This is a genomic window from Paenibacillus sp. FSL R10-2782 (genome assembly GCF_038592985.1).
In the GTDB taxonomy this organism is placed as follows: domain Bacteria; phylum Bacillota; class Bacilli; order Paenibacillales; family Paenibacillaceae; genus Paenibacillus; species Paenibacillus terrae_C.
In genome coordinates this window covers 1,393,517-1,408,720 of sequence record NZ_CP151951.1, presented here as the reverse complement: position 1 = coordinate 1,408,720, position 15,204 = coordinate 1,393,517, and the positions used below count along the sequence as shown (strand labels likewise).

The following is a 15,204-nucleotide window of genomic DNA, read 5'->3' as shown; positions in this document are numbered from 1 at the left end:
CCATTCAGTATCCAAAATGCACACCTTCACAGGCTGCGTTAAATCCACAAATGCACTAGCAAATCAATGGCTTTAATGCCAACAAACGGCACCACCATACCGCCCAAACCGTAAATGAGCAAATTCCGTCCCAGCAGACGATCCGAGCTCATGGGCTTATACTTCACGCCCTTCATGGCCAGCGGGATCAGAAGCGGAATAATAACAGCATTAAAGATCAGCGCCGACAAAATAGCGGACAACGGAGAGCCAAGCCCCATCACGTTCAATGCGCTCATTTGCGGAATCGCCAGCATGAACATCGCCGGAATAATGGCAAAATATTTGGCAACATCGTTCGCGATACTGAATGTCGTCAAAGCACCGCGTGTCATGAGTAACTGCTTGCCGATAGCGACCACCTCAATAATTTTGGACGGATCGGAATCCAGGTCCACCATATTGGCGGCTTCCTTGGCTGCGACCGTGCCGCTGTTCATGGCCAGCCCGACGTCAGCCTGTGCCAGCGCAGGGGCATCATTTGTGCCGTCTCCGGTCATGGCAACCAGCTTGCCCAGCTCCTGCTCACGGCGAATGACTGCGATTTTATCCTCCGGCTTGCTTTCAGCCACAAAATCATCCACACCCGCTTCCCGTGCAATCGTTGCAGCCGTCAGCGGATTATCCCCGGTACACATAATCGTACGGATACCCATTTCCCGGAGCTGATCGAACCGCTCCTTCATGCCCGGCTTCACCGTGTCCTTCAAATAAATAATGCCATATATCCGATCATCCAGCGCGACTGCCAGCGGCGTACCTCCTTCAGAGGCCACCTGATTCGCTTTTTCCTCCAGATCGGCTGGAACGCTGCCATTTTGCGATAATACCCACTGTCGGACAGAGTCCACCGCGCCCTTGCGTACCTTGCGTCCATCGGCCAGATCCAGACCACTCATCCGGGTTTCCGCCTTGAACTCGATAAAGGTCCCACCTGCTGCCAAGGATTCATCCAGCGTGTACTCCTGCTTGCGCATCAACTCCAGCACTGAGCGCCCCTCAGGCGTCTCATCCTTCATCGAGCTCATCGCAGCCCACTTTACTAACTCTGTCTCCTCTACGCCCCCTACAGGCACGAATTGGCTCGCCATTCGGTTACCGAAGGTGATTGTACCCGTTTTGTCCAGAATCATCGTATTGATGTCCCCGGATGCTTCTACCGCCTTGCCTGACATCGCCAGCACGTTAAACTGGGTGACCCGGTCCATACCGGCAATCCCGATGGCTGACAACAGTCCTCCAATCGTGGTCGGAATCAGGCAAACCAGCAATGAGATAAGCACGGGAACAGGCAAGTCAATGTTAAAATGACGGGCAATCGGTGCCAGTGTCACCACTACGATCAGAAAAATAATCGTCAAGCTGATCAACAGAGTACTCAGTGCAATCTCGTTCGGCGTCTTTTGCCGCTGTGCGCCTTCCACGAGCGAAATCATTTTATCAATGAACGTCTCGCCCGGTTCTGTTGTAATCCGCACCTTAATCCGGTCACTGACCACACGCGTCCCGCCGGTTACCGAGCAAAAATCACCGCCCGATTCCTTGATCACTGGTGCTGATTCTCCCGTAATCGCCGATTCATCCACTGAAGCAAGACCTTCAATCACCTCACCATCACTCGGAATCATCTCGCCCTGGGACACCATCACAATGTCACCTTTGCGCAGCTCGGTCGAGCTGACCACCTGAATCTCATCCCCGACAAGCTTGCTGGCTTGTGTGTCCTGCTTGGATTTTTTCAAAGAAGCAGCCTGCGCCTTACCCCGCCCCTCTGCTAGCGCTTCGGCAAAGTTAGCAAAAAGCAACGTGAACAACAGGATGATAAAAACAGCCAGATTAAAGCCCATTTCGTTGCCAGTTCCAAAATAACCGGGAAACAGCAGCATAAGCAGCACGACCAATGTGCCGATCTCCACAACGAACATGACAGGATTTTTCATCATGATCATCGGATTTAATTTCATAAAGCTATCCTTGATCGCATGCTTCAAGATGCTTTTGTCCAGCATGCGTTTGCGTTGTTCCTTCATGATCAAGCACCCCGTTCATCCATTCTCATTTTCTTCTTCCTGTTCATCTTCTTCACATGGTCAGAAATTCAGCTACAGGCCCCAATACGATTACGGGCAAAAAGGTCAACGCGCCGATCAACAGCACAACCCCGATTAAAATCGCCCCAAACAGCTTGTTGTCCGTGCGAAGTGTGCCCGTCGTCACGGGAGTCGGTGCTTTGGCATTCAACGAAGCCGCTACAGCTAACAGTGCAACAATCGATACATATCGTCCGAAGAACATAACGATACCCGTTGTGGTGTTCCAAAATACGTTGTTATCCGCAAGACCCTCAAATCCCGAACCGTTATTAGCCGCAGATGACGCATATTCATATATCACCTGAGTCAACCCGTGGTATCCGGGATTTGTGACCGCATCGTATCCCCAATGACTCATAAAAGTGAGCGCAGTCGGCACCAAAATGAGAAACGGATGTACCAAAATGGCAATCGCGATCAGCTTCATTTCCTTGCCTTCAATCTTCCTGCCCATAAATTCCGGGGTCCTGCCGACCATCAATCCACATATAAACACACCCAGAATCGCGTACATCAGCATATTCATCAGCCCGACACCCTTACCGCCGAAAATGACGTTCAGCATCATTTCACCCAAAGCAGCCATACCGCCCAATGGAGTCAGTGTATCGTGCATGTTATTGACCGAGCCTGTGGTAGCCGCCGTCGTCACCGCCGTGAACAGTGCCGATTGTCCGATGCCAAAGCGAACCTCTTTCCCTTCCATGCTTCCCTGAGAAGCATCCACACCCAGTGCCTGAATCAGCGGATTACCCGTTTTCTCTGATACGTACGTAATGGATAGGAATACGAGAAACAGTACCATCATCGAGCTAAAAATAATCCAGCCCTGCTTGCGATTACGGGCGAACAGTCCAAAGGTATACGGCAGCGAAGCCGGCATCACCCACATCGCCAAAATTTCCAGCACATTCGTCCAGGGATTTGGATTTTCAAAAGGATGCGCTGAGTTGGCCCCATAGAAACCACCCCCGTTCGTACCCAAATGCTTGATCGATTCCATCGAAGCAACGGGTCCCAAAGCAATCTGCTGCTGTGTTCCGCTCAGCGTCGTGATATCCGCCGCAGGCTGAAGCGTCTGCGGTACTTTCAATCCAACCAGCACCAGCGTAAGCACAAAGGCCAGCGGCAGGAAAATCCGTATAATCGCTTTGATAAAATCCTGAAAAAAGTTGCCCATTCCTTCTCCGCGCCGCGTCAATCCCCTCATAAAAGCCGCAGCAACCGAAAAACCGGAAGCAGCCGAAGTGAACATCATCATCGTAACAAACGCCATCTGTGTCAGGTACGTAAGTCCGCTTTCTCCGCTATAATGCTGGAGATTCGTATTGGTCATAAAGCTGATCACCGTGTTAAAGGCCAGTGACGCCTCCATATTGCCGTTTCCCACCGGATTACCGGGGAGCAGTCCCTGCAAGCGCAGCAGCACATAGCTGATCGCCACAAGCACGACATTCGTAGCAATAAAGCTCATCACATACGTGGTCCAACGCATGCTCTCCAGCTTTTTCAATCCTATAACCTTATAAATCAGCTTCTCCGTTCCGCCAAACACCCGATCCGTCCGATTCGGTTCGTTGGAGAATACATGATATATATAGGTGCCCACTGGTTTCACCAGGAGCAGCAATATCACAATCACAATTCCAATTTGCAGCAGCTCCATCATCTATTCCCTCCTCCAAAATACTCCTGCGTTTGGAACAACAGACGGGTTCATCGCACCGGTCGATTGCACACGTTTGCGAAAACCCGCTGCCTCTGATGCTTCACTCATGATCTGCTGTCCCCCGCCCGCTTGATCCTGTTTAGCTGATTAGAACTTTTCAGGATTCAGGAGTGCGTAGATTAAATACACAAATACAATAGCAGTAAGCGTAAGCATAACTATCATCCTTTTCGCCCTCCCTTGGAGGTCTGCGCATCACACCAGCGTACAAACAGCAGTATCACTCCGTAACTCACAGCCATCACGAGCAGCATGTATATATCCATCATGTTCATACCCTCCCGTACCAATCCTTAATTCATCATTCTTACACTCTTGTAAAATCGCTATACAACTAAATTCGCAAATTTTAATGTATACCAGCATACCTAAGCGACTATCCGTTCAGCAGGAAACCCACCTCTCCATTCAAAGTGTAGATCACATGGTCTGCTCCCAAACCTCGATAAATCCCTTGAGGATTACAGCCTTGTGTAATGACATAGACCGAATCTGATGTCAGCGGCCGGCATATTTGCAGAAAACGGCACGTCAGATTCAAGCTGTTCTCAAACAAATACACGCAGCCAATTTCTTTTTTGGGAAAATTCCATTTCCCCGCTTGCATCGTATTGATGCGCACAACATGCTCCACACCCATTTTTTTGAGCTGTCGTTCCTCCTGAGCGCTATTCGTCAGAACCGCAAACGCCAGTTTTTTGTACATAAGCAATTTCACAAAATTTCTGCCCGATTCATTCGGTGCAGTGACAATGATTAGCCGACCTTCCATCAGTAGCTCCTCTCCCGGTATAAAAAGACAACAAAAAGAAGCCAAAGGAAAAAGGCTTTCCTCCGGCTTCTTACGTAACCATGATAAAATAAACCATGGCTGCACACGGCGGTTTGTTGCCTCTCCCTGTACGCTTACGAGGTTAGCTGTCGGATTCGGACGTGAGAGTCGCCCTATTTCTGGCACTTGGCCAGAAAATTCACCCCATGAGACACACGGCCCTTTAAAAGCCGAATAGATCTCCTTTGGTTCCCCCGCTTTTGCAACTGCAAAATTCAGCGCTATAGACAATTCGTTGCTGCTTCATTCACTTCATTTGAAATTACGTCTTGAATCATACACCCGCGCAAGGAACACTGTAAAGCTCACCTGCAGGGTTATAAATCGGTCTTTGGAGCATAAAAGATTAATAATAGCGCTTACAACATAAATATCCTTCTCCCAGCTCCTTCAATCTCGGTTTTTCATCCCTTTTCGAAAATGAAGAGGCATGTCAATATTGGCGTATGGGGAGTATTTTTTGTAAAAGAGAAAGAAAAAGTGCTGTATGTACCTGATAAACGCCGATTGAACCTGTTTTCACCATGAGAAACACCGCTATTTGCCCCATTTGCAGTGCCATTTGCCGTTTTGGACAAAATACGATTTTACAGTAGCAGATGGCGCATTACATCTATTTATAGACTTGCAGCCCTTCGTTAAATTTCTTACAATTTAATTGTAGAATATCAAATTAGGAGGAAAACCATGACCGTTTATGAATATGATGCACAAACCCTGCAAGGGAAAGAGCTTCCGTTGTCCACATACGAAGGAAAAGTGCTGCTTATCGTGAATACAGCCAGCAAATGCGGGCTAACCCCCCAATACAAGGCGCTACAAGAGCTATATGACCAATACCATGAGCAGGGTCTTGAAATCTTGGGGTTTCCCAGCAACCAGTTTGCCAAGCAAGAGCCGGGCTCCAGCGAGGACATTTCGGAGTTTTGCCAGATTAACTATGGAGTTACGTTTCCGATGTTTGCCAAAATAGATGTCAATGGCGATCAGGCGCACCCTTTATTTCGCTACCTCACCCAAACAGCTCCGGGCGTATTAGGCTCCAAAGCGATCAAATGGAATTTTACTAAATTTTTGATTACACACGAAGGTAACGTATTTAAGCGCTATGCCCCACAGACAACTCCGGATAAATTGGCGGGGGACATCGAGAAGCTCTTGCAGCAAAGCTGACAGGCTTTTTCATCACCTTCTCACAAGCAGCCAATCCCAATGGCTGCTCCTGTGGATAGGAAAAAGGGATATTTTTGTTCAGCTTATATAACAAAAAAGCATCCAATCACGTCAAAAACGTGTCAGGATGCTTTTTAGCTGTGTCTTGCATGTAATGCGGTCGAGAGGACTCGAACCTCCACGGGCGTACGCCCACTACCCCCTCAAGATAGCGTGTCTGCCATTCCACCACGACCGCAAATTCTAATGTTTTGAGGCAACAGATTTATTATACTCCCTTATATTCTATTTGTAAACATAAATACAATAATATTTTATGAAGTGAAATAAACTAACACGTAAAAGCTATAAAAATATTTAATTTGACATATTAGTACTACAAGTGTAAATATATATTACATAATAACTCTAAAATTTTTCTTAATCCGTTTTGTGAGTTACTTAATATAACATAAATATTCTATTCCAAGGGGGCGAATCGCCTTGCACAAAGGCAATCGTTTGCTGAACTACGCATTGCTGTTGGACCCTTCCCTGCCTGTCGGTGGTTTCACTCGTTCCTACGGGCTGGAGGAGCTGTTTCGCAATGGCCGCTTAACCTGTTTGCAAGACCTGGAGCACTATGCCCGCACTGATCTGCACCCTCAGTTCACATCCCTCGATGGCATGGCTATCAAAAGCCTTTTTATCGCTGTTCAGCAAAATGATGGTTGGCGTATCGCCCTCATTGATAAAATGCTGCACGCCCAGCGTTCTTCCCTACAGCATGTGAAAGAGTCACGCCTATCAGGCCAACGCCTGCTCAAGCTCGCCAAAGCTTTGTACCCTTGGCTTGAATTTGACCGACTCGAAGCCACACTCATTCAATACAATGCGATGGGTACACTTGCTACCGTTCATAGCTGGATTAACGTTTCCCTTGGAAATGATGTAGAACAGACCATTCACGGCTATCTTGCTGCAGCAGTGTCCTTCTGCGTCGAAGATGCTTTCAAGCTGCTCAATCCCCCTTATGAGGAAAAGAATCCTGTTATTCAGCGAATGACCCACGAGCTTCTAGCCGCATGGAAGCAATACAATGTCCCTGAGTCAGAGCCAACCGTATTTCAGCGCGGCCTTCTGCATAGGCATTGGTCCAGCTCCTACATTACTCAGCCACCCTATATGAGCAGCAGCCATCAGCGCAGGTGAAATTCACTGATTCCTTCGTCCGCCCCCGTTATAAGCCTCGTGCATTCCCCTGATGCCTACTTTCACCATTCCAGCACCAACGACAAAAGCACTCCACCACTTTTTCTAGTGACAGAGTGCTTTTTTTCCAGAATACAACTGCAATTTCGTACAATTAACAGGCTCCAGACGGATTATCCAGACCATTGATCACTTAATTAAGTAATATTTTTATCCAAATTACGTATTTTAGATTGTAAAAACACGTATAAACGTGTATCATAGTTTCAGATGGTTAATTCTAACATGTTTACTGATGATTATTATAACACACCAATTATTCCGCAAGAATCCGTAAGGGGCGATTTCACTTGAACAACAAAATGCCTGTCACCTCCCTCGGGTGGGCCATCAAACAAAGGCTTGTCGAACTTCGGCTGGACCAGAAAACATTTTGTGAAACGCATAATATCCCGCCTTCACGCTTGTCCAATCTGATTCACGGCACCCGCAAAGCACAAAGGTACAGAAAACAAGTTGCCGCAATCCTCAACATCGACGATAACGATTATAAGGAGGCGCCGCCACTCTGAAACCAACGACGTGAGCGTCTCCCCAAGTATACGGCACGCTACAACATCGACAACCCAAACAAACTCGTCAACCGAACCCTCCAGTCCGTTTTACGGGTTTCAACCTGAGTGATCTTTAGCGAGAAGATCATTCAGGCTGTGTTTTGTCATTTTCGACTTTTTGCTTACGATATTTCGCAAATTCCACATATTCTAATATGAAATTCTGTTCTTCTGTATCCAGATCCTCTGCCTGGCAATTCAATGGCCCCATCACTCCAAAAAAATAAGCAGCCTTCTGCTCCTGAAGTACGCCCTCACCCGGCTTGACGCCTTTCATTAACCAATCCAACGATACATTAAAAAAGTCCGAAATCTGGATTAAATGCATCGTTCCCGGTGTTGTTTTGCCTCTTCTCCAGTCTCCAAGATTCCCCGAGCTGATTTTGAGCTTTTCACAAAACGCCTTCTTCGTCATTCCCCGATCCTTGATCAAGGCTTCAATTCGCTGATAAATCGTTTGGTCTCCCAAAATTATCCCCTCCGATAACCTAACTTTTCCTTGACTGTTCCCAAAATTTCAATCATCACTGCAACCATACTTATTCGGTAATCATTACTTTAGTATTCTGCACCCGATTATTCCGTAGTTGAATCTTCCTGCTTTTTCTCTTTACGAAAGCGGGTAAATTCAATATACTCAAGTATAAAATCCCTTTCCGCCTCACTAAGCGATTGCCCCTGGCAATCCAGTTGCCCTAAAGCTCCAAAAAAATAAGGGTCTCTCGACTCCCTCAATGCCTCACCCTGCACATCGCGTCCCAACATGATCCAATCCAGACTAGCATTAAAAAACGAAGCGATTTCAATGAGTTTATTCGTGCCTGGTGTCGTCTTTCCTCTTTTCCAGTCCCCAAAATTTCCCGTACTAATACTCAACTGCTCACAGAACGCTTTTTTTGTCATCCCACGTTCCTTGATAAGCTCTTCAATCCGTTGGTAAATAGATTGCATAGAAGTTCCTTCCTCTCTAGCAGACTTTCAAATAACGATATCATGTCCCCTGTTCCCATTTCAAAGATCACGTGTGCCAAAATTGCCGAATTATGTATGTTGGCTTTCATTATACCACAATATGCAACAAAAACCGCCTATTTTCCGAAGAAAATGGCGGCCCTCAGTCAAAATCGTGTACACCCATTACAAAGTGTAGTTGTCAATTTTAAGTAGAATCTGCTTCAATTCGTTCAATGTTTCACTCAAGTGCAATAAATCTTCTTCTGGCAGAAGCACCAGTCTCTCTTGAATTTTATTGGAAAAGGTATGAAATACCTGTTCACAAAAAGCATCGCCTTCTTCTGTAATTGCCACATTCACGACTCTGCGATCCGAGTCACACGACTGGCGGTCAGCCAACCCAAGCTCCACCAGCTTGTCCAGCAGAGGAGTCATGTTGGGGCGTGAGACATTAAGCTGTTTGGACAAATCAGATACCGTAGACAAACGCACTTCTCGCAGCAACAGTAATGTCTGAAAGTTATTAGGCGACAAATGTAATGGGAAATCGAGCGGACCGTAGGCGAAAAATTTCTTCTTCACCATTGGAAACAAGCCCAAAATATTTTCTGATATATTCCCTAACAGTTGAGTGTCCATATTTTTCACCATCACTTCATCAGTTTATACTTATCATTCTATAACATTATGGCTTTATATTATACTATGGAATCATTATTTCTTCATAATAATCACTTTATTACATTACTGCACAAACAAAAAAAGCCTCTACTACGAGAGACTTTTCCGTTTATTCCATTGATGCGGTCGAGAGGACTCGAACCTCCACGAGCATACGCTCACTACCCCCTCAAGATAGCGTGTCTGCCATTCCACCACGACCGCATAATAAAACATATATGGTGAGCCATGAAGGACTCGAACCTTCGACACCCTGATTAAAAGTCAGGTGCTCTACCAACTGAGCTAATGGCTCATGCTGTTCATCCAAGATGTCCGCCATCAGACTTCAGGAATTTCTCTTAAGCATGTAACATGTAGTCCATAAAGACAACAATGACCCGTAGGGGAATCGAACCCCTGTTACCTCCGTGAAAGGGAGGTGTCTTAACCGCTTGACCAACGGGCCGCATTTTATACACCAACTTGGCGACAAGAAAGAGTATATCAAATAGCAGAATGATTGACAATACTTATTTTAAAAAAATTCAAAACAAGTTGTTTACCGAAAAATAAAACGCATTTCCACTTACGAAAATTCACTTATTTCACGTTATTAGAAGCATAAGAAGAGATTACATTGCAAAATAACTTAATTTTACTTATAATCACTTACATAATACCGAAATCATTTTGAACACGAGGAGCTTTTTATGTATCAAGAAGAACGGATGCTAAAAATTGTGGATTACCTACAGCTTCACAAGCGTATTTCGGTGGATGATATTTGCGAATTTTTTAATGTATCACGAGATACGGCCCGCCGGGATTTGGTAAAGCTAGAGGAGCACCAGAAGATTATTCGAACCCGTGGCGGTGCCCTTCTGCCTACACTCGATCATGAATTAACCAGAAACTATAAAGAGAGACTGCTCACCGTATCCGCAGAAAAACAAATTATCGGACAAATAGCTGCCAATATGGTTCGTGACGGGGATCGCATCATTCTCGACTCCTCCACCACTGTGCAGGCATGTGCCGAAAAACTCCATGTACAGGAGTGCTCGGTCATTACCAATTCGATCAATCAGGCTGATGTTCTTTCCGAAAAGGACGGCGTTTCCATTCATCTGCTCGGTGGACGCTTGCAAAAGGAGCACCGTTTTGTCTACGGCTCTTCCGCCATCGCTACCCTGTCCCGCTATTTTGTAGACAAAGCTTTTGTTGGGGTCGGGGGCATTTCTCTCCATGGACTGAGCATTAATCATGAAGAGGACGGTATGCTCAAGCACCAAATGATGAAACAGGCCGATCAGGTGATCATTCTTGCGGATCACTCCAAATTCGGCAAAAACCATTCTTACCGTTTTGCCGATTTATACGAGGTGGATATCATTATCACTGACCGCTTGCCAGACCCGGCCATGCTGGATGTTTTTCGCCGTCATGATGTTGAAATTATTGTTCCGTAAAGGAAGAAGTAGCATGAGAAATAGTGAAGAAGACAGGAGATGGAGAAATGAAACTGTTTGCGATTGATTTGGATGGAACGCTGCTAAACGACGAAGGAAAAATAAGCAAGGTGAACGCGGACGCAATCCGCAAGGCACAGCAGCAAGATGTTCAGGTAACCATTGCCACGGGTAGAGCCGCTTATGATGCCTGGATCAAGCTGGAGGAAGCAGGACTTGTCACCCCCGTCATCGGGGCGAACGGCGCGACCGTACACGATGCACAGCGTCGCCAGCTAACCTCTACGCCTATGGATCGGAGTGAAACGTTTGAAGTGCTGAACTGGCTGCGCCAGAACGATTTTTATTATGAGGTCATGACAGACCGCGCCATTTATTCTCCACAAAACGGACATCAGCTGCTGGCTGTTGAAATGGATCGCCTGTTAAGTGCCAATCCAGATATTTCACTGAATACTTTGTTACATGCAGCCGAAAAACAATATGAACAGACCGGGCATACCCGTATCCCCTCGTATGAAGACATTCCGCTGGATGTAGAGATTTATAACGTGCTGTGCTTCTCCTTTGATCAAGACAAGCTAAACCGGGGTCGTGAGCGTTACCGGGATTTCCCCGGCCTGAACATGGTCATTTCCTCAGACCGTAACTTCGAAGTCGAGCATAAGGATGCTTCCAAAGGAAACGCACTGCGTTATCTGGCAGATTATCTGAGTATTCCCATGAAGGAAGCCGCAGCGGTAGGAGATAGCTATAACGATATTTCCATGTTAACGATGGTAGGTAAAGGCATCGCTATGGGCAATGCACATGACGACATTAAGGCCGTCTGCTCTGAAGTTACCCTGACCAATGTAGAGAATGGCGTAGCTCATACTCTTCTAAATATACTAGATCAACTTCCGAAGCCGACCTTGTAACAAAAAAATTCACATGCTGTGCCACTTTTCAGATCCTCGTTATTTTCAGAATCGAATATAGACAAAAAAAGACGCTCGCAAGCATCATCCGATGCATACAAGCGTCCTTTTTCTGATTTGAAAAACCAACGGAGAGAGAGGGATTCGAACCCTCGCACCGCTTTCGCAGCCTAACCCCTTAGCAGAGGGTCCCCTTATAGCCACTTGGGTACCTCTCCATGGCTCCCCGAACAGGACTCGAACCTGTGACAACTCGATTAACAGTCGAGTGCTCTACCAACTGAGCTATCAGGGAACATTGCTGTAAATTATCATACAGTACTTTTAATTTACCATGATTCAGGGGGTGCCGTCAAGTACTAGCAGACGAAGTTTACCTCCGCATTTGCCGCAGCGGTAACGCTGAGGGTTCATTTTACGCTTCCGCAAGTATTCCTGACTACATGAGGCGCACACCAGCTTGTAGCGATAGGGCAACGGCTTCCGTTCCGCTCTCCCCGGCAGAGTTTGGCAATGCCTGCTCCCTCCTACACGGGCCAACCATGCTTTGAAATCCGCATCTCGGTGCTGGTAGCCCATCCCGCGCAAATGCAAATGATAATGGCACAGCTCATGCTTAATAATTTTTTCCACCTCGGGCCGCCCGTAGACTGCAAGCTGATGCGGATTAATTTCAATATGATGGCTTTTCATAAAATATCGACCGCCTGTGGAAGACAGACGCGAATTAAAGCTGGCACGATGGCGGAACGGTACGCCAAAGCTCTCTATTGAAATGTGTTCCACCCATTCCTGAAGCTCTTCATCGCTCATGGAATGGTTCATGGAATTGCTTATGGACTTGAACTCCATCCTTACCCAATCCCCTCCTTTGCTCCATCCTGCCAAGCATATTACAAAATAGCGTCCAAAGTCTAACCCTCAATTCATAAGCCATCCAATTGATAAGCACACTTTAGGCACCCACCCCATATGCTAAACATACAGATGTAACGCAGAGGAGGAGATTGGCTTGCCTCAATGGCTCAGCAACCAGCTTATGCGGGCCTTTTACAAAAAGGACCGGCGCCAGATCAAACTGTTGAATGACTGTTGGTTTTTTTATCATAAAGCACCGGGTGTAGAGTTTGATGCCAACAATGGGTAGAAGTTCAGGGCAGTGAAAAATGAAAGCCGGAGTCTCCGAAGTGGTTCGGAAATTCCGGCTTTTGTTATACCCTAATAAGGCGGTTATACGGATTTGTAGAGTATTATGCCTGCGATTGCGCTTCTGCCGGAGCTTTCATCGTCAGACCGACTCTGCCTTTTTTCAAGTCTACATTCAGCACCCACACGGTTACGTTATCACCAACGGATACGACATCCATCGGATGCTTGACGAAGCCGCTGCGTAGCTGCGAAATATGAACCAATCCGTCACTCTTGATGCCAATATCGACGAACGCACCGAAATCAATCACATTGCGGACGGTTCCCTGAAGCTCCATGCCCGGTGCCAGATCCTCGATCTTGAGCACATCCTTGCGGAATACAGGCAACGGCAACTCGTCACGCGGGTCGCGGCCCGGACGCTGGAGGCTGTCCAGAATATCCTTCAATGTCGGCACGCCAACTTCCAGCTTCGCGGCCAGTTCGTCAATGTTAGACACGTTCAGCGCTTCCGTCGCAGCCTTGGTGCCCAGATCGTGGGCGCTAATGCCCAGTTCAGCCAACAGGCGGTCTACGACAGCGTACGATTCAGGGTGAATCGGTGTACGGTCCAGCGGATTTTCTCCACCCGGTATACGGATAAAGCCAACCGATTGCTCGTAGGTTTTCGCTCCAAGACGCGGTACCTTTTGCAACTGACGACGGTTGTTGAATTTGCCGTTTTCCTCACGGTATTTCACGATATTTTTGGCAATCGTCGCGTTAATACCCGCTACATAGGACAGCAATGCCGAGGAAGCGGTATTCACATCCACACCGACATGGTTAACTGCCGATTCTACAACATCCTTCAAGCTTTCATCCAAATGCTTCTGTGACACATCATGCTGGTACTGGCCTACACCAATAGCCTTCGGCTCAATCTTGACCAACTCAGCCAGCGGGTCCTGCACACGACGTGCAATGGATGCCGCGCTGCGCTCAGCCACGTCCAGATCCGGGAACTCCTCCTGCGCCAGCTTGGAGGCGGAATAAACACTTGCGCCTGCCTCATTGACGATCAGGTACGCCAAGCTACTGTCACCAATGTCAGCAATAACTTCTGCCACGAATTGCTCTGTTTCACGCGAAGCCGTTCCGTTACCGATGACGATCAGCTCAATGCTGTATTGGGCGATGAGCTGCTTGAACTTCTCGGCAGCCTCACGCTTCTTGTTGTTCGGCGGTGTCGGGTACGTCACCGCCACTTCCAGCAGCTTGCCCGTATCATCTACGACCGCCAGCTTGCAGCCTGTCCGGTACGCCGGATCGACACCGAGTACACGGCGGCCCTTGATCGGAGCCTGTAACAGCAGGCTGCGCAAATTGCCAGCAAAGATAGAGATGGCCTGCTGCTCACCCTTCTCTGTCATTTCAGCGCGCACCTCACGCTCAATAGATGGTGCGATGAGCCTTTTATATGCATCCTCAATGACGTTGCGCAGCAACTCTTCCACGGCGGATGAGCCTTTAATCACTTGACCTGCGACGTAATTGTGAATCGGATCGGACGCTACCTCCAGTCCGACCTTGAGAATGCCTTCACGCTCTCCGCGATTAATCGCCAAAATACGATGAGGCGGCATTTTCTTAGCCAGCTCACGATAGCTGTAGTAGTTCTCGTAGACAGACTCTTGCTCTGCATCCTTCGCTTCGGAGGTCAACATGCCATGGTCTAGCGTATATCGACGTACCCATTGGCGAATAGCCGCGTCGTCGGCTATATTTTCCGCTAAAATGTCCAAGGCTCCTTGTATTGCCGCCTCAGCGCTGTCCACTCCCAGTTCTGCATTCACATAGGACTCAGCTTCTTTCAGAGCATCGCCCTGCTTCGGCTGATTCCAGATCCAGATGGACAGCGGCTCCAGTCCCCGTTCCTTCGCCACACTCGCGCGGGTTTTGCGCTTTTGCCGATATGGACGGTACAGGTCCTCCACTTCCTGTAGCTTAACCGCGGCAGTGATGGCAGCTTGAAGGTCTTCTGTCAGCTTGCCCTGCTCATCAATAATGCGAATGACCTCTACCTTGCGGTCCTCCAAATTACGTAAATACAGCACACGATCTTCAATTTCACGCAGCTGATTTTCATCCAGTTCCCCAGTCATTTCCTTACGGTATCGTGCGATAAAAGGAATCGTATTCCCTTCATCCAGCAAACTGATCGTCGTACGGATTTGCTTGAGTGCCAGCGACAGCTCTCTCGCCACTTGTTTGACAATCCGCTCCTGGCGTTCTGCTTCGTTCGGCTCCTGCCGGATTTCCGTCTTCGTTTCCTCGTTAGACAAAGCTATCCCTTCTTCCTTGCAACTCTTGTCTTACATCATGTCTTTCATTATCAC

Annotated in this window: 14 protein-coding genes, 6 tRNA genes and 1 riboswitch; of the genes, 6 read left to right on the top strand and 14 right to left on the bottom strand. The window is 47.5% G+C overall.

Translation table 11 applies throughout. The features are described from left to right. Positions 1 to 38: 38 nt before the first annotated feature. From kdpB to NST83_RS06490, 3 genes are all read right to left on the bottom strand, one after another. Positions 39 to 2,069, bottom strand: a complete 2,031-nt coding sequence (gene kdpB / locus NST83_RS06500; protein WP_342417021.1) for a potassium-transporting ATPase subunit KdpB — start codon at positions 2,067 to 2,069, stop codon at positions 39 to 41. A gap of 52 nt (positions 2,070 to 2,121) precedes the next feature. Beyond that, positions 2,122 to 3,798 carry a potassium-transporting ATPase subunit KdpA gene (gene kdpA / locus NST83_RS06495; RefSeq protein ID WP_342417891.1) on the bottom strand — a complete coding sequence of 559 codons (1,677 nt, stop codon included), beginning with the start codon at positions 3,796 to 3,798 and terminating at the stop codon, positions 2,122 to 2,124. 439 nt (positions 3,799 to 4,237) lie between these two features. Next, a complete protein-coding gene (locus NST83_RS06490; protein ID WP_342417020.1) occupies positions 4,238 to 4,633 on the bottom strand; it encodes a hypothetical protein in 396 nt (131 codons plus the stop codon). Between the two features lie 115 nt (positions 4,634 to 4,748). Continuing rightward, positions 4,749 to 4,924: riboswitch (cyclic di-AMP (ydaO/yuaA leader) on the bottom strand. Positions 4,925 to 5,380: 456 nt separating this feature from the next. On the opposite strand from NST83_RS06490, the gene NST83_RS06485 reads away from it, so the two are divergent. Next, positions 5,381 to 5,866: a glutathione peroxidase gene (locus NST83_RS06485; RefSeq protein WP_342417019.1), complete on the top strand. Its 486-nt coding sequence runs from the start codon at positions 5,381 to 5,383 to the stop codon at positions 5,864 to 5,866. A 155-nt stretch (positions 5,867 to 6,021) separates the two neighbouring features. On the opposite strand, the gene NST83_RS06480 is transcribed toward NST83_RS06485, so the two are convergent. Continuing rightward, positions 6,022 to 6,104 (bottom strand) — tRNA-Leu (locus NST83_RS06480). Positions 6,105 to 6,367: 263 nt separating this feature from the next. Here NST83_RS06480 and NST83_RS06475 point away from each other — a divergent pair. Then, entirely contained in the window at positions 6,368 to 7,057 is a 690-nt protein-coding gene (locus NST83_RS06475; RefSeq protein ID WP_342417890.1) for an urease accessory UreF family protein, read from the top strand. 350 nt (positions 7,058 to 7,407) lie between these two features. Beyond that, the gene (locus tag NST83_RS06470) at positions 7,408 to 7,629 is read left to right on the top strand and encodes an XRE family transcriptional regulator (RefSeq protein WP_137062010.1); all 222 of its coding nucleotides are present in this window, start codon (positions 7,408 to 7,410) and stop codon (positions 7,627 to 7,629) included. A 127-nt stretch (positions 7,630 to 7,756) separates the two neighbouring features. Here the strand turns inward: NST83_RS06470 and NST83_RS06465 are convergent, their stop codons facing one another. The 6 genes from NST83_RS06465 to NST83_RS06440 all read right to left on the bottom strand — a co-directional run bounded on the left by NST83_RS06465 (position 7,757) and on the right by NST83_RS06440 (position 9,754). After that, positions 7,757 to 8,140 (bottom strand): helix-turn-helix transcriptional regulator, encoded by a 384-nt coding sequence (locus NST83_RS06465; protein ID WP_137062009.1) that lies wholly within the window; start codon positions 8,138 to 8,140, stop codon positions 7,757 to 7,759. 107 nt (positions 8,141 to 8,247) lie between these two features. Continuing rightward, positions 8,248 to 8,622, bottom strand: a complete 375-nt coding sequence (locus NST83_RS06460) for a helix-turn-helix domain-containing protein (RefSeq protein ID WP_342417018.1) — start codon at positions 8,620 to 8,622, stop codon at positions 8,248 to 8,250. 186 nt (positions 8,623 to 8,808) lie between these two features. Beyond that, positions 8,809 to 9,264 carry a MarR family transcriptional regulator gene (locus tag NST83_RS06455; protein ID WP_342417017.1) on the bottom strand — a complete coding sequence of 152 codons (456 nt, stop codon included), beginning with the start codon at positions 9,262 to 9,264 and terminating at the stop codon, positions 8,809 to 8,811. Between the two features lie 163 nt (positions 9,265 to 9,427). Beyond that, positions 9,428 to 9,510: transfer RNA gene (locus NST83_RS06450), tRNA-Leu, on the bottom strand. A 15-nt stretch (positions 9,511 to 9,525) separates the two neighbouring features. Continuing rightward, positions 9,526 to 9,601, bottom strand: a tRNA-Lys gene (locus tag NST83_RS06445). 81 nt (positions 9,602 to 9,682) lie between these two features. Then, positions 9,683 to 9,754, bottom strand: a tRNA-Glu gene (locus tag NST83_RS06440). A gap of 244 nt (positions 9,755 to 9,998) precedes the next feature. Here NST83_RS06440 and NST83_RS06435 point away from each other — a divergent pair. After that, the gene (locus NST83_RS06435; protein ID WP_342417016.1) at positions 9,999 to 10,757 is read left to right on the top strand and encodes a DeoR/GlpR family DNA-binding transcription regulator; all 759 of its coding nucleotides are present in this window, start codon (positions 9,999 to 10,001) and stop codon (positions 10,755 to 10,757) included. Positions 10,758 to 10,804: 47 nt separating this feature from the next. Then, positions 10,805 to 11,677, top strand: coding sequence for a Cof-type HAD-IIB family hydrolase (locus tag NST83_RS06430; protein WP_342417015.1), 873 nt, complete (start codon positions 10,805 to 10,807; stop codon positions 11,675 to 11,677). A 129-nt stretch (positions 11,678 to 11,806) separates the two neighbouring features. Here the strand turns inward: NST83_RS06430 and NST83_RS06425 are convergent. From NST83_RS06425 to NST83_RS06415, 3 genes are all read right to left on the bottom strand, one after another. After that, positions 11,807 to 11,895 (bottom strand) — tRNA-Ser (locus tag NST83_RS06425). Position 11,896: 1 nt separating this feature from the next. Continuing rightward, positions 11,897 to 11,972: transfer RNA gene (locus tag NST83_RS06420), tRNA-Asn, on the bottom strand. Between the two features lie 44 nt (positions 11,973 to 12,016). Beyond that, positions 12,017 to 12,529 (bottom strand): SprT family protein, encoded by a 513-nt coding sequence (locus NST83_RS06415; RefSeq protein ID WP_342417014.1) that lies wholly within the window; start codon positions 12,527 to 12,529, stop codon positions 12,017 to 12,019. 160 nt (positions 12,530 to 12,689) lie between these two features. Here NST83_RS06415 and cmpA point away from each other — a divergent pair, with 160 nt between their 5' ends. After that, on the top strand, positions 12,690 to 12,824 hold the full coding sequence (gene cmpA, locus NST83_RS06410) for a cortex morphogenetic protein CmpA (protein WP_007429337.1): 135 nt from the start codon (positions 12,690 to 12,692) through the stop codon (positions 12,822 to 12,824). Between the two features lie 103 nt (positions 12,825 to 12,927). Here the strand turns inward: cmpA and NST83_RS06405 are convergent, their stop codons facing one another. After that, on the bottom strand, positions 12,928 to 15,150 hold the full coding sequence (locus NST83_RS06405; RefSeq protein WP_342417013.1) for a Tex family protein: 2,223 nt from the start codon (positions 15,148 to 15,150) through the stop codon (positions 12,928 to 12,930). Between the last annotated feature and the right edge of the window lie 54 nt (positions 15,151 to 15,204).

Excerpts from the sequence above, each read along its gene's own strand:
- NST83_RS06460 (WP_342417018.1), bottom strand. The coding sequence starts at position 8,622 with ATGCAATCTATTTACCAACGGATTGAAGAGCTTATCAAGGAACGTGGG.
- kdpA (WP_342417891.1), bottom strand. The coding sequence starts at position 3,798 with ATGGAGCTGCTGCAAATTGGAATTGTGATTGTGATATTGCTGCTCCTG.
- NST83_RS06485 (WP_342417019.1), top strand. The coding sequence starts at position 5,381 with ATGACCGTTTATGAATATGATGCACAAACCCTGCAAGGGAAAGAGCTT.
- kdpB (WP_342417021.1), bottom strand. The coding sequence starts at position 2,069 with ATGAAGGAACAACGCAAACGCATGCTGGACAAAAGCATCTTGAAGCAT.
- NST83_RS06490 (WP_342417020.1), bottom strand. The coding sequence starts at position 4,633 with ATGGAAGGTCGGCTAATCATTGTCACTGCACCGAATGAATCGGGCAGA.
- NST83_RS06415 (WP_342417014.1), bottom strand. The coding sequence starts at position 12,529 with ATGGAGTTCAAGTCCATAAGCAATTCCATGAACCATTCCATGAGCGAT.
- NST83_RS06435 (WP_342417016.1), top strand. The coding sequence starts at position 9,999 with ATGTATCAAGAAGAACGGATGCTAAAAATTGTGGATTACCTACAGCTT.
- NST83_RS06430 (WP_342417015.1), top strand. The coding sequence starts at position 10,805 with ATGAAACTGTTTGCGATTGATTTGGATGGAACGCTGCTAAACGACGAA.
- NST83_RS06455 (WP_342417017.1), bottom strand. The coding sequence starts at position 9,264 with ATGGACACTCAACTGTTAGGGAATATATCAGAAAATATTTTGGGCTTG.